Annotated in this window: 14 protein-coding genes; all 14 read right to left on the bottom strand. The window is 38.4% G+C overall.

What is annotated here, in order from left to right; all coding sequences use genetic code 11:
- Positions 1 to 28: 28 nt before the first annotated feature.
- The 14 genes from dapG to infB all read right to left on the bottom strand — a co-directional run bounded on the left by dapG (position 29) and on the right by infB (position 14,790).
- Positions 29 to 1,273, bottom strand: coding sequence for an aspartate kinase (gene dapG, locus FS608_RS08905; RefSeq protein ID WP_144549079.1), 1,245 nt, complete (start codon positions 1,271 to 1,273; stop codon positions 29 to 31).
- A gap of 33 nt (positions 1,274 to 1,306) precedes the next feature.
- On the bottom strand, positions 1,307 to 2,356 hold the full coding sequence (gene asd, locus FS608_RS08900; RefSeq protein WP_144549077.1) for an aspartate-semialdehyde dehydrogenase: 1,050 nt from the start codon (positions 2,354 to 2,356) through the stop codon (positions 1,307 to 1,309).
- A gap of 204 nt (positions 2,357 to 2,560) precedes the next feature.
- Positions 2,561 to 3,160, bottom strand: coding sequence for a dipicolinate synthase subunit B (gene dpaB, locus FS608_RS08895; RefSeq protein ID WP_026566481.1), 600 nt, complete (start codon positions 3,158 to 3,160; stop codon positions 2,561 to 2,563).
- A complete protein-coding gene (gene dpaA / locus FS608_RS08890; protein WP_144549075.1) occupies positions 3,157 to 4,059 on the bottom strand; it encodes a dipicolinic acid synthetase subunit A in 903 nt (300 codons plus the stop codon). Before dpaA ends, dpaB begins: the two co-directional genes overlap by 4 nt.
- 169 nt (positions 4,060 to 4,228) lie before the next feature.
- Positions 4,229 to 4,471, bottom strand: coding sequence for a YlmC/YmxH family sporulation protein (locus FS608_RS08885; protein ID WP_088086400.1), 243 nt, complete (start codon positions 4,469 to 4,471; stop codon positions 4,229 to 4,231).
- Between the two features lie 142 nt (positions 4,472 to 4,613).
- Positions 4,614 to 5,852, bottom strand: a complete 1,239-nt coding sequence (locus FS608_RS08880; protein ID WP_144549072.1) for a M16 family metallopeptidase — start codon at positions 5,850 to 5,852, stop codon at positions 4,614 to 4,616.
- 98 nt (positions 5,853 to 5,950) lie between these two features.
- Positions 5,951 to 6,898 (bottom strand): polysaccharide deacetylase family protein, encoded by a 948-nt coding sequence (locus tag FS608_RS08875; RefSeq protein ID WP_144549070.1) that lies wholly within the window; start codon positions 6,896 to 6,898, stop codon positions 5,951 to 5,953.
- A 159-nt stretch (positions 6,899 to 7,057) separates the two neighbouring features.
- Positions 7,058 to 9,175 carry a polyribonucleotide nucleotidyltransferase gene (pnp, locus tag FS608_RS08870; RefSeq protein WP_144549068.1) on the bottom strand — a complete coding sequence of 706 codons (2,118 nt, stop codon included), beginning with the start codon at positions 9,173 to 9,175 and terminating at the stop codon, positions 7,058 to 7,060.
- Positions 9,176 to 9,412: 237 nt separating this feature from the next.
- Entirely contained in the window at positions 9,413 to 9,682 is a 270-nt protein-coding gene (gene rpsO, locus FS608_RS08865) for a 30S ribosomal protein S15 (RefSeq protein ID WP_026566475.1), read from the bottom strand.
- Positions 9,683 to 9,868: 186 nt separating this feature from the next.
- Entirely contained in the window at positions 9,869 to 10,807 is a 939-nt protein-coding gene (gene ribF / locus FS608_RS08860) for a bifunctional riboflavin kinase/FAD synthetase (RefSeq protein ID WP_144549066.1), read from the bottom strand.
- 30 nt (positions 10,808 to 10,837) lie between these two features.
- Complete coding sequence (gene truB / locus FS608_RS08855) at positions 10,838 to 11,758, bottom strand: tRNA pseudouridine(55) synthase TruB (RefSeq protein WP_144549064.1); 921 nt, start codon at positions 11,756 to 11,758, stop codon at positions 10,838 to 10,840.
- A 46-nt stretch (positions 11,759 to 11,804) separates the two neighbouring features.
- The gene (gene rbfA, locus FS608_RS08850) at positions 11,805 to 12,176 is read right to left on the bottom strand and encodes a 30S ribosome-binding factor RbfA (protein ID WP_144549061.1); all 372 of its coding nucleotides are present in this window, start codon (positions 12,174 to 12,176) and stop codon (positions 11,805 to 11,807) included.
- A 17-nt stretch (positions 12,177 to 12,193) separates the two neighbouring features.
- Positions 12,194 to 12,475, bottom strand: a complete 282-nt coding sequence (locus tag FS608_RS08845) for a DUF503 domain-containing protein (RefSeq protein WP_026566471.1) — start codon at positions 12,473 to 12,475, stop codon at positions 12,194 to 12,196.
- Complete coding sequence (infB, locus tag FS608_RS08840) at positions 12,472 to 14,790, bottom strand: translation initiation factor IF-2 (RefSeq protein ID WP_144549059.1); 2,319 nt, start codon at positions 14,788 to 14,790, stop codon at positions 12,472 to 12,474. Before infB ends, FS608_RS08845 begins: the two co-directional genes overlap by 4 nt.
- Positions 14,791 to 14,794 lie beyond the last annotated feature (4 nt).

Genomic DNA, 14,794 nt, shown 5'->3' with positions numbered 1-14,794 from the left:
GGATTTACTATTCATTTGAAGATAACTTTTATAAATCAGTAAAATTAAATTCTACTGATTCATCTTCTAACTGAAAGGCGTCGTGAAGGGCATTAACCGATTTAACTAAGTCCTCCTGCTTTACAAGTACCCAAATCGTAGTATGACTATCTGCAGATTGCAAAATACGAATCCCATAATCCGATAAGGCAGTCACGATTTTGGAGGTAACGCCAGGGACACCGGCAATTCCTGCACCAACAACAGAAACCTTAGCACAATGACGCTCAACGACGGGGTCATGGCCTAATTCATTTAGAACTGTAATTGCACGGTCCGTCATTTCTTCCGTAACTGTATAGATCACTCCATTAGGAGAAATATTGATAAAATCTACACTGATTCCTTCATTGGCCATTGCCTTAAAAACTTCAGCCTGCAAGTAATATTGATCCTTTTTTGCAAAGACTTTAATTTGCGTAACATTTGAAACATGGGCAATTCCGGTAACAACTCGTTCCTTGATATCACTGCCACGATTATTTTTATTTAAGGAAGTAACCAATGTTCCTAAATTATCTGAATAAGTAGAGCGGATCCGGATTGGAACTTTAGCCTGCATAGCGATTTCAACTGCCCTAGGGTGAATGACCTTTGCCCCTTGATAAGCCATATTACACACTTCTGTGTAAGTTACAACAGATAGCGGTCGTGCATTTTCAGCAATACGAGGGTCGGCTGTCATAATTCCTTCCACATCTGTAAATATATCAATATATTCAGCGTTTAGGGCAGCTCCTAACGCAGCCGCTGAGGTATCACTTCCACCCCGGCCAATGGTTGTAATATCACCATTATTTGCCGCACCTTGAAAGCCTGCTACCACGACAACATCATTACTCTCTAACTCACTAAGCAACCGATCACATTGCATATCAATAATTTTTGCGTTTGTATGGTCATTATTTGTACGGAAACCTGCTTGTGAGCCCGTTAATGATACAGCATTGATTCCGCTCTCTAGTAACATATTCACAAACACAACACTCGAAATAACTTCACCACATGACAATAATAAATCATGTTCGCGTTTTGAAATTCTACTTAAATTTCCACCAACTAAAGAAAGTAATGAATCTGTTGCATAAGGATCACCTTTTCTTCCCATCGCGGAAACAACAACTACCACTTTATAGCCATCAGCTAAGGCTTTTTCGATATGGCCTTGAGCATATTTTCTGCTTTCTTCATCTTTAACAGATGTACCGCCAAATTTTTGAACAATAATTTTCATGGGGACACCAAAACCTGCCTTTGTGATGTAACTTTATTTTACAATACCTAACTTCACTAAACTTTCTGCGATTTGGACAGAGTTCCAAGCTGCTCCTTTAAGCAAGTTATCAGAGACAACCCACATATGGAAACCACGAGATTCATCGATGTCCTTTCTAATACGTCCGACAAAAACATCATTTTTCCCAACGCAATTTGCAGGCATTGGATATAGTTGATTTTCTGGATCATCCTGTAAAATAACACCTGGAGCATCCTTTAACAATGCTTTAATGTCATTCGCACTAACATCATCCGCTTCAATTTCAAAATAAACTGATTCAGAATGACCAACTGCTACAGGAAGCCGAACACAAGTTGCCGAAACCTGTAACTCTGGTAAATGCATGATTTTTTTGGTTTCATTAATCATTTTCATCTCTTCAAATGTATATCCGTTATCTTGAAATTTATCAATTTGTGGAATCGCGTTAAAAGCAATTTGATAGTGATTTTTATCTGACTTCACCGGTAAAATCTTTGGTTCATATGCTTCTCCGTTTAAGATTGACTGAGTTTGCTGCATTAATTCCTCCACCGCTGCTGCACCTGAACCTGAGACAGCTTGATAAGTGGAGACGATCACCTTTTTCAAACCAAATTGTTGACGAATTGGCTCAAGGGCAACAACCATTTGAATGGTGGAACAATTGGGGTTAGCAATAATTCCATTATGTTGATGAAGGTCCTCTTCGTTCACTTCAGGGACAACTAAAGGGGTATTCTCATCCATTCTAAATGCACTAGTGTTGTCCACCACGATTGCACCACGCTTAACTGCTTCTGGACCAAGCTCCTTTGATACACTACCGCCTGCACTAAAAAGAGCTATATCCACGCCTTCAAAACTCTCAGGCTTAGCTTCTTCAATCGTATATTCCTGTCCATTAACATCTACTTTTTTCCCTGCTGAACGTGCTGAAGATAATAGGGTAAGTTTTCTGATTGGGAAGTTCTCTTTCATTAATGTTTGTAACATTTGTTGTCCTACTGCTCCAGTTGCTCCAACAACAGCAACGTGAAATCCATTTTGTTGAGTCATTACTAGTTTTCCCCTTCCATACTCATCGTTGTACATAACTGGTTATATACTTTAAAAGGAAATTGCCTTTATATAGCATCCAGCATGTTATTAATAATTTTTTTATTTCTCATCAGTGGGTTGAATCTTCCCACTGATGATAGAATAATTTATTTTAACATATTCCTTTAAAGAAATAACCTATTTTGATGAATGAGGGAATTATTAGTCAGAATCTTTATACCTTTCAACTAATACAGGTTGAATTTGTTTTCCTTCGATAGCTGCTTCAACTGTTTCTGTAAGCAATGTCATTCTCGCAACCATTGAATTTGGTTTTTTAATTGGATCATCCTGACCATATGGAATAAAGTATATATTCTTGGTAGCCATTAACCTCATTAAATTTACTCCATTTAAACCGAGTGCATCATTTGTTGAAATTCCCAGCACCACTGGTTTTAAGTTGCGCAGTGTTGCTTTTGCTGCCATTAATACTGGACTATCATTCATGGCATTAGCGAATTTACTCATTGATACACCTGTTAATGGAGCAATTACCATACAATCCAAAGGAATTTTTGGTCCTAGCGGCTCTGCTTTTACGATGGAGTCGATTACTTTGTTTCCTGTTAAATCTTCAATTCTTTGGATCCAATCTTCCCCTTTGCCAAAGCGGGTATCTGTATTTTTAACTGTAAAAGTCACGACTGGCATTACCTCTGCACCGGCTTGCACTAACTTTTCAATTTCTGGGAATACTGCGTCATACGTACAATGAGAGCCGGTTAAGCCAAAGCCAATTCTTTTACCTTTTAAACTCATTTCACTTTCCCCTTTCGCTTTCTTAAATCATCTTGAAGCAGTTGGGCAAGAACATTGGCTAAAATTTGACCTGCCGTTTTCGGAGCGACAATTCCCGGCAGCCCCGGTGCTAGCAATGCTTTAATCCCTCTTTTTTCGGCATAACGAAAATCAGTACCTCCTGGTTTGGAAGCCAAGTCAATAATGAGCGTATGTGAAGGCATTTTTGAGATAACCATCGCTGTTACGATCAAATGTGGTGCAGTGTTTATTAAAATATCGGTGTCTTTCACTTCATTAACTAGATTATTTAAATGGAATGGTGTTAATCCCATCTCAGTAATCCTTGCTAGATGCTCACTTTTCCTTGCTCCTACCTTAACTTTTGCTCCTAGTGCCGCAAAGGTTCTTGCCACACTCATACCCACTCTCCCTAAGCCTAGAACCGTAATATTCGACCCATGTATTGTAAAATCAGTATGTTGAATCGCCATCATAATTGTCCCTTCAACCGTCGGAATTGAATTGTAGATGGCCACATCATCCCTTTCAAATAATTGAATAAGAGTTCGTTTGGCTTCCTTAGTAATTCCATTTAAATAGGAATTGCTAATTCCGGAATAAATCGTACAATGCTCAGGTGTCTTTGCAAGCAAATCTCCTGTCAAAATAACCTTTTCATTTGAAAAGATTGTTTCTACCTGACCTTCTAAATTTGTACCGGGAACTGGCAGGATAAGGGTATCCATATTTGAAAAATCGACTTCATCCAACTTTTCCTTGACGGCACCAGTAAAGGCATGGTCAAGTTGTTCAAAACCAATAAGCGATAATCTCGCATCTAATTCGGTTAACTTGCGGATGATTTCCAGCTGTCTGGCATCCCCGCCAATCACGGCAATCTGCATCCCTGTCAGCATGAAAACATTCACCTTCTTTTTTTTAAAAATCCTTCTAAGAATCCTTTTCTTTATATCACTTCACCATCTTATGTCGGTTCTCTTCATTCGGTGAGTTTTCCATACGTACTAAATAAAAAAAGCCCAAGCAAGATGAAACTTGCTTGGGCCTACTTAGGTTTTGTGTGTTTTAATCTTCGTCTGGTACATCGATAATGATCATATCAGAGCCTATTTTTTTTATATGCTGCCACGGAACCCTAATTTCTTCCCCTTGTTTTCGAAAACCAAACCATTTTATAGAAGGAATAAGCAATGCCTGAATTTGGCCTGTCCCTTCATTAATTTCTAAATCGGTTTGCCCGAGTACTCCCAGTCGTTCTGCCTTTTTAACATCCACTATTTCTTTTCCGCTTAATTCACTCAACCTCAATGCAAAAGCCCCCTTCCTTCTCCCTACTATTAGTTTATAAGAGGAAGTCCTTATTTAGACTAAAGAAAAGCTTGCAGAGCTATGAAGTGGAGTTTTCCATCTAAAAAAAGAGGTATCCCTCTAAATGGAATACCTCATCTTATTATGAAAGTTTATTAGGAAATTCTCCGTCTGGGCTTATCAGAGTAACTGAATATTTATCTGTAAATATATTTCGGGCCATTTCATCTACTCCGTTTTTTGTAACTGAATCAATCTGTTCAATTATTTCATCAAGGGAACGGTGTCGCTTTAATAAAAGTTCATTTTTTCCATTACGGCTCATCCGGCTATTTGTGCTTTCAAGACTTAGCATTAAACTGCCTTTAAGCTGCTCTTTACTATTAGTTAATTCCTTTTCAGTAATCCCATCTCGCTTTAATGTATTAAGTGTTTCTTGGATGGTTTCAAATAATACATTCAGCTGTTTCGCACCAGTTCCGCCGTATACTGTCACAATCCCACTATCTTGGTATGCAGAATGGTAAGAGAATACTGAGTATGCTAAGCCCCTTTGCTCACGAACCTCTTGGAACAATCTAGAACTCATACTACCGCCTAATATATTATTTAAAGTAATTAAGCTGTAAATGTCTTCATGTCCCACTTTTAATCCTTCAAAACCGATGCATAAATGGGCCTGCTCAGTTTCTTTTTTACGTGAAATTTGATTCGAATGAAAGGTTGGAATATTTTCATTTACTTGTTGGTCCGCACCTTTATAAGATCCAAAATACTTTTCGACCTCTTTAATAAATGAATCGGATACATTTCCAGCAATCGAAATGACCACATTTTCTGGAGTATATCGCTCATGGATATATTCCTTCAGTGTTTCTCCAGTAAACGTATTAAGTGTTTCCTCTGTACCTAAGATCGGATAGCCAAGTGGGTGATCACCAAATACTGCTCTGCTTAATAAATCATGAACGATATCATCTGGAGTATCTTCATACATTTTTATTTCTTCTAAAACTACGTTTCTCTCTTTGTTTAATTCCTCCTCAACAAATGTTGAGTTGAAGAACATATCCGCGAGTACATCTAATGCAAATTGGGAATGTGTATCAAGGACTTTAGCATAATAGCATGTATATTCCTTAGAGGTAAACGCATTCACCTGCCCGCCGATACTATCAAAGGATTCGGCTATTTCCTTTGCTGATCTAGTTGAAGTGCCTTTAAAGAACATATGCTCAAGAAAATGGGAAATACCATTGTTTACGGGGTTCTCATCTCTCGAACCAGTACCTATCCAAACACCAATTGCTACCGAACGTACGGTAGGAATATTTTCTAAAACGATTCTTACTCCATTTTGGCATGTGTATTTATTAATCATCGACTTCCTCCAGTCTATATAAACGCAGCTGCTTCTCCATCTATCATTATACTTATAATAGTGTATTTTCTCCAATTTTCAGTATTTCTTACCCATTATTATTGGTCTACTCTTTGTTCGCTTAATAATTCTGAAACAGTACCAATTTTTAGGTTTTTTTGTTTAATTTGAGTAATCAAGCGATCAAGTGATTTTGCTGTAGATTCTGTTGGATGCATGAGAACCATTGAACCATTATCAATTTTTGACATGACTCGGGAAATAAGCGCATCAGGAGTTGGTTTTCTCCAGTCAACCGTATCAACCGTCCACATTACGGTCATCATATTAAATTCAGCGGCCACTTTTATGGTTTCATCACGGTAGCTGCCACTAGGAGGGGCAAACCAAACACATTTCTTTCCAGTAGCGGCTTCAATAATTTCGTTGGTTTTCACTATTTGTTCCCTGGCTTTCGCAGCAGTTAGCTGCTTCATATCAGGGTGAGAATAAGAATGATTGCCGACTTCATGACCTGAGCTAACAATCAATTTAGCAAGATCGGAATTTTTTTTAGTCCAGTTTCCTTCTAGAAAAAAACTCGCTGATACATTATGTCTTTTTAACGTAGCAAGCATTTCAGATAAATATTCATTCCCCCACGCCACATTAATAATAAATGATACCATTGGTTTATCCGGATTCCCTTTATAAATTGGGGATGGCGGCAAATCTTTGAGGTGGACCTTCGGTTTTATTTGCGTGAAGATGAGTTTTTTTTCATTAAAAACGCCTTTGCTTTTCATATTCTTATATGATGCGTTAATGTCAACCTTCCGTCCATTATAACCAGGAATTGCTTTCCAAACCCTGTCTATGGTCGCATCTTTAGGCGCTATTTCATATGTATGGGCATTTTTAATAATACTTTGGTAAAGAGGGTCTGACACTTTAGCTGCTGGCAATGATGATTGCGCTTTTAAATTTAAATATTCACTAACAAATGGATTACTTACCGCGATCCATCCAGCAATACAAATAATTATTATGATAGACACCTTTTTCATCTAACTTTCCCCCTTTCCATAAAGATTATGTATAAAAGGGACAAGGTAGAACTGCAGGTTCACCAATACAATAGTGCAAAAGTTAAAAGAAAAAAAGTATAGGGTTTACATATGTAAAAAGCCAGGGTAATTACCCTGACTTAACTATTTAGATTCTTATTATTTGTTTTCTTCAGCCTTTTCACGCTGTTCTTTTAAGACAGCCTTTCGGGAAAGGTTTACACGACCTTGCTTATCAATTTCAGTTACTTTAACTAAAAGTTCGTCCCCGATTTTGACAACATCTTCTACCTTACCGACACGTTCTTCGGCTAGTTCAGATATATGAACGAGACCATCTTTTCCAGCAAAGATTTCTACGAAGGCTCCGAATTTTTCAATCCGTTTTACCTTACCAAGATACATTTCGCCTACTTGAACTTCACGGACAATATCTTCGATGATCTTCTTGGCTTTTTGGTTCATTTCCTGATTTGTTGAGGCAATAAATACTGTACCATCCTGCTCAATATCAATTTTAACACCAGTTTCTTCAATAATCTTATTGATTTGTTTTCCACTAGGTCCAATAACATCACGAATTTTATCTGGATTGATTGTCATCGTCAAAATTTTCGGCGCAAACTGTGAAAGCTCTGCTTTTGGTTCAGAAATCGTAGCTAGCATTGAATCCAAAATATGCATTCTGCCAACCTTTGCCTGTTGAAGGGCTTCTTCTAATATCTCACGGGAAAGACCTTCAATCTTGATATCCATTTGAAGGGCAGTAACACCTTTAGCTGTGCCGGCCACTTTAAAATCCATATCTCCAAGATGATCTTCCATCCCTTGAATATCACTCAACACAGTATAGTGCTCACCAGATTTTACAAGACCCATCGCAATTCCGGCTACAGGTGCTTTAATCGGTACACCAGCATCCATCATTGCTAAAGTGCTAGCACATATACTTGCTTGTGAAGTCGAACCATTGGATTCAAGTACCTCAGATACAAGTCGAATCGTGTATGGGAAATCCTTCTCAGATGGAACAATCGGTTCAAGTGCACGTTCACCAAGCGCACCATGACCAATTTCACGGCGACCTGGTCCACGAATTGGACCTGTCTCACCCACACTGAATTGAGGAAAATTATAATGATGCATAAAACGTTTTTCTTCCTCTATTCCAAGTCCATCAAGAATTTGTACATCTCCCATTGCTCCAAGTGTACAAATACTTAAGGCCTGGGTTTGTCCGCGTGTGAACAGACCGGAACCGTGTGTACGAGGTAAGATACTTATCTGTGAAGAAAGCGGACGGATTTCGTCGATTTTACGGCCATCAGGACGAACCTTCTCAACTGTAATTAAACGACGTACTTCACCTTTAACAATCTTGTCCAATATTTGCTTAACTTGTTTCAAATCTTCATCTATTGCTTCTTGTTCTTCATATTTAGCAATAACTCGGTTTTTCACCTCTTTAATAGCATCTTCACGGGCATGCTTCTCTTGAACCTGGATGGCATTTACCATATCAGCTTCACACATTTCCCTCACTTCAGCCTCGAGGTCCTTATCAATTTCATAAAGAGTTATTTCTCTTTTTGGCTTTCCGATTTCAGCAACGATTTTTTCTTGGAATTCAATGAGGCGCTTAATCTCATCATGACCAAACATAATCGCTTCAAGCATCGTTTCCTCAGGAACCTCTAAAGCCCCTGCCTCTACCATGTTGATGGCATCTTTCGTACCTGCCACAGTTAAATGAATATCACTTTTTTCAGCTTGTTCCACGGTTGGATTAATGACAAATTCATTGTTAACCCGACCAACAACGACACCAGCAATCGGCCCTTCAAATGGGATATCTGAAGTACTTAGTGCTAACGAAGAACCAAACATTGCTGCCATTTCTGTTGAACAGTCCTGATCCACACTCATGACAATACTAATAACTTGAACATCATTGCGGAACCCATCGGCAAATAGTGGACGAATAGGTCTGTCAATCAGTCGGCTGGCTAAGATTGCTTTTTCACTTGGACGACCCTCACGTTTAATGAAGCCCCCAGGAATTTTACCAACTGCATACAAACGTTCTTCATAGTTAACAGTTAATGGGAAAAAGTCTAAGTTTTTAGGTTCTTTTGATGCTGTTGCCGTACTCAATACTGCTGTATCCCCATAACGAACTAGGACAGCACCGTTTGCCTGTTTGGCTAATTGTCCAATTTCGACAGTTAATTTACGACCTGCCCAAACAATGGAATACTCATGTTTCAATTGTTCCATATTTTTACCCCTCTCTATCTAAATCACTTAGGAGGATGAAGCGAAAATTTCTACCCTCGCTGTAATCATCATTCTAAACTAATATTAAAAAGCTTAAAAAGCTTATATATCAATACAAATCACCTTAATAGTATGCACAAAAAAGTCCTGACTTAAAAATATGTATAAAAAATTCTTTATTTAGCAATAAGCTTTTTTAACCTAATAAAAAAGCGGGAATAATCCCGCTTCTGTAAACTAACGACGTAGACCAAGCTTATTAATTAACACACGGTAACGTTGAACATCTTTGTTACGTAGGAATGTTAAAAGATTACGACGTTTACCAACCATTTTCAAAAGACCGCGACGTGAGTGGTGATCTTTCTTATGAGTACGTAAGTGCTCATTCAAATTGTTGATTGATTCTGTAAGGACAGCGATTTGAACTTCTGCAGATCCAGTGTCGCTTTCATGAGTTTTAAACTCATTGATAAGTTCATTTTTACGTTCTTGAGTGATTGCCATCCGGATTCACCTCCTAAATTTTACAAATCCCCTGATACCGAGCAAGCGTTGGTGATTCGTCTTGCCAAGTAGAGGTTATTTTTAATACGTTAATAAGAATACAACTTTTCACAGCAAAAAGCAAGGCTCTAACAAAGTTTATTGTAGGAAAAACACCTTTTACAGACTAAAATGAAGACAATTGTCTTATTTCTTAAAATAATGGAGTGAATTTTGCTTATCACGTTCAATTTGTGCGACAAGCGCTTCAATTCCTGAAAATTTTTGTTCATTACGTAAGTGAAGATGCCATTCAATAATCACTTCTTCACCATAGATATCTTCATTAAAGTCAAATAAGTGGACTTCCACGGAAGGAAGGAGTGCATCCTTATTAAATGTTGGTTTATAACCAATATTACATACGCCAGTGTACCATTTTGAATGAACTTTCATTCGAACTGCATAAACACCAACAGGCGGCATAATATACTCATCATTGAAATCTACATTCGCAGTAGGAAAACCAATCGTCCGTCCTCGTTTATCACCATGGATGACGATGCCTGATGTTGTATAATATCGGCCTAAAAGTGAATAGAGTTCATTGGTCCTGCCATCTTTAAGCAGTTTGCGAATTCTGGTTGAACTTACCTTTTCATCACCTTGTGTAAATTTTGGAACAATAGAATACGAAAATTTATCTCTAGAATGAAAGGGCAATGTTTCCATTGTTCCTTTTCCCATTCGTCCATAGGTAAAGTCAAAGCCAGCGACCACATGCCTTACGTTCAGGCTAATCACATATTGGTCAATAAATTCCTGTGGCAGCAAATTAGCAAATTCCACACTAAAATGAATAATAAATAAATAATCAATTCCTAGTTCTTCAATTATCTTTATTTTTTCTGTTAATGGGGAAATATACTTAATCTGCTTATCTGTTTTTCCTAATACAACGGAAGGATGCGGGTCAAACGTCATCACCGCACTGCAAATTCCTTTTTCTTTAGCTTGATTTTTGGCCTCAAGAATTACCTGTTGATGTCCACGGTGAACACCGTCAAAGTAGCCTAACGCCATTGAGAGAGGCGGATATTCATCAATTGCATTATTAAATGGGAATCTAAGCCTAATTACTTCCAAAAGAAACTCACCTTTTCTATACCGTACCTTTTAATCTAAATCATTTCGTAACACTTTAACTGGTTTAAAGAGGTCAGGCTTATTAGGATGCTTTGAATAAATAGCAAGAGCCAGTCCATCTACAGTTTCAACGATAATCGGTCCGTTACTAGTTTTTAAATGTTCAGGCATTTGTAATAATGCGCCATTTTTCACTTTCTCTGCTACTTTATCATTAATTTGGAGTTTCGGCAAATGAGAAAGTGCAGTTTCTAGAGGCCTTAATACACTCGAAATCGTTCCTGCTTCCATATGTTTTTCAATCTCTTCAAACGTTAAACAGTCCTCTAAGGAATAAGAAGCTGATTGAACTCTTTGCAGGTATGACATATGTGCTGGAAAGCCAAGCATTTCACCAATCATTACGGCCAAGGTCCGAATATATGTTCCTTTACTACAACTGACTCTAAACTTAAATTTTATCGTTTCATCGATATATTCAGATCGATCGTCTAATAACTCGATTGAATAAATCGTTACCTTACGAGATGGCCGTTCGACCTCAATTCCTTTGCGCGCGTATTCATACAGTCTGACTCCACCAACTTTTACTGCCGAGAACATTGGTGGTGTTTGTTCAATTTCACCAGTTAATGACTGTAATACTTTAAGAATTTCTTCCCGTTGAATAACCCTGGTTACTGGCTTTTGGGCAACTGTTTCACCTGAAGCATCTTCTGTTGTTGTCGAATAACCAATAGTTACTTCTCCCTCGTATGCTTTACCTGCATCCGTTATATATTCGGCCACTTTAGTTGCTTTTCCAATACATATAGGAAGTACCCCTGTGACGTCTGGATCCAGTGTGCCTGTATGCCCTACTTTTTTTGTTTTTAATATTTTCCGTAACCGAAAGACACAATCATGTGATGTTAGTCCCGCTGGTTTAAATAAAGGTAGTATTCCTTCCACTGTATAACCTCCAATCAAAAAAAAGGATAGACGTATGTCTATCCAGTTATTCTTCTTCCCTTTTTTCTAAAGGCTTTTCATCCTTATGCAGTTGGTGAAGAAGTGTATCGATTCGATTCCCGTAATCAATCGATTCATCCCATTCAAAGATGATCTCAGGGGTTTTTCGAAGACGAATTCGGTGGCCAATCTCGGTCCGAATAAAGCCTTTCGCTTTGGCTAGACCCTTTAAAGTATTTTCCCTTTGTTCTTCATCACCTAATACGGAAATATATACTTTGGCTTGTTGTAGATCACCTGATACTTCAACATCGGTAACCGTAACAAAACCAATCCGGGGGTCTTTAATTTTACGACCGATGATGTCACCCAGTTCTTTCTTCATTTGTTCTCCAACACGATTTGCTCTGTGGCTCATCATATTCACCTCTTAACTTAAAGCCATTCAATCTCGGTGATTGTTCTCTCTATTTCTGGAAAGGAGTCAATTAATTTTAACGCATTATTCAACTCATGTTCCGTGCTTACACGAGTGGAAGTGACGACAACGATCGCAATTTTCGTTCGCTGCCACACATCCTGAAAGCCTACTTCAGCTACAGAAACATTAAATTTCTGTTTTAAGCGAGTTAGGATTCTTTGCAAAACTGCTCGTTTCTCTTTTAACGAATGCGCATCATAGATCATACATTCACATTCAGCAGCTCCGATGATCATTTACGTTCAATTTCTTCCATTACATATGCTTCAATAATGTCTCCTTCTTTCACATCATTAAAGTTTTTAATGGTAATTCCACATTCGTACCCTTGTGCTACCTCTTTTACGTCATCTTTAAAACGTTTTAAGGCATCGATATTACCTTCAAAAGTGACGACGCCGTTACGAATTAAACGAATACCGCTATCACGGGTAATTTTCCCATCGGTCACATAAGATCCAGCAATGGTACCAACCTTAGAGACTTTGAAAGTCTGGCGAATTTCAGCTTGACCGATAATTTTCTCTTGGAATTCAGGATCGAGCATCCCTTTCATTGCCGCTTCAATCTCTTCGATAACTTTATAAATAATGCGGTGAAGACGAACGTCAACTTTCTCAGCTTCAGCTGCACGTTTCGCATTAACATCTGGGCGGACGTTAAAACCGATGACGATGGCATTCGATGCAGCGGCCAGACTAATATCCGATTCATTAATCGCACCAGCGCCACTATGAATAATTCTGATGTTGACACCTTCAACATCTATTTTCTGTAATGAAGCGGCAACGGCTTCAGCAGAACCTTGAACATCTGCTTTTAAGATGATATTTAGGTCCTTCATTTCACCTTGCTTCAATTGATCAAATAGCGTTTCTAGACTGACAATCGATTTTTCACCACGTTGGGCTACCAATGCAGTTTGTGCTCTTGCTTCCCCAACTTGACGTGCAGTTTTTTCATCTTCAAATACAACGAAACGGTCCCCTGCTTGCGGCACATCATTAAGACCAGTTATTTCAACAGGAGTTGACGGGCCAGCCTCTTTGACGCGGCGTCCTTTATCATTAACCATCGCGCGGACACGACCAAAGGTATGTCCAACGACAATTGGATCACCAATTTTTAATGTACCGTTTTGAACTAATAAGGTTGCGACTGATCCACGACCTTTATCTAATTGGGCTTCGATAACAGTACCAACGGCTTTACGATTTGGATTTGCTTTATATTCTTCAACTTCACTAACGAGTAATATCATTTCCAGAAGAGTGTCAATGCCTTCTCCGGTTTTTGCAGACAGTGGTACAAAGATAGTATCTCCACCCCATGCTTCTGATACTAATCCATGTTCAGTTAATTCTTGCATTACACGGTCAGCATTTGCAGCTTCTTTATCCATTTTATTAACCGCGACAATAATTGGAACCTCAGCTGCTTTAGCATGATTGATTGCTTCAACAGTTTGCGGCATAACACCATCATCAGCGGCTACCACAAGGATGGTAATATCAGTAATTTTAGCTCCGCGTGCACGCATTGTTGTAAAGGCAGCGTGCCCAGGAGTATCAAGGAAAGTAATTTTTTTGCCGTTTTCCATGACTTGATAGGCACCAATATGTTGGGTAATCCCACCTGCTTCTCCTTCTGTTACCTTTGTGTTACGGATAGAATCAAGCAAGGTTGTTTTCCCGTGGTCAACGTGACCCATTATTGTTACAACAGAAGGTCTTTCCACTTGTGACTCCTTTGAATCTTCAGTAAAGTACACTTCAAGATCTGTTGTATCAACTTTAATTTCTTCTTCAACTTCAACCCCATACTCACTTGCAATCAATTCAATAGCATCTTTATCTAGAACCTGGTTAATTGTTGCCATGACACCAAGCAAAAAGAGCTTTTTAATAATTTCTGAAGGCTCACGATAAATCTTTTTCGCTAATTCGCCAACCGTTAGAGATTCACTAAAAGTAATTTTAGCTGGAAGTTCTTTCTCTTTTTTCTTTTGTGGTTGTGTTTGTTGAACTGGCGTATGTGTCTTTTTCTTATTTTTATTATTATTATTATTGCGATTTTGATTATTATTATAAGGTCTGGACTTTGCTTTATCAGCATTATTGAAGACCTTATTCTCTTTGGATTGATTTTCCTGGTTTTGCTTTTTTCCGTCTCCTGCTTTCGGAGGAGAGACTACTTTCACTTTTGTTGGAGCAGCATTATTATCTGCTGCTTCCTCAAATGCTTTAGCAGTTTTGGTTTGCACTTGCGGTCGCTGCGCGGATTGAGCAGGTCTTTGGTTTTGACGTTGCTGCCCTTGAGCTGGACGTGAATTAGTTCGTTGTGACTGTTGTCCATTTTGTTTATTTTCTTGTTCCTGTGGTGTCTTGTTCTCTTTTTTGCTGAATGCTGCGTCAAGCTTTTTAACGTCTGCGTCTTCTATTGTTGCCATATGATTGGAGACCTCTATATTCATTTCTTTTAGTTTTGTGATGATTTCTTTACTTGAAATGTTGTGTTTTTTTGCGTATTCATATACACGTATTTTACTCATCTTT

Source organism: Bacillus sp. X1(2014) (assembly GCF_007678255.1).
Note: the sequence above shows the minus strand (reverse complement) of the source record. Positions and strands in the feature narration are given on the sequence as shown.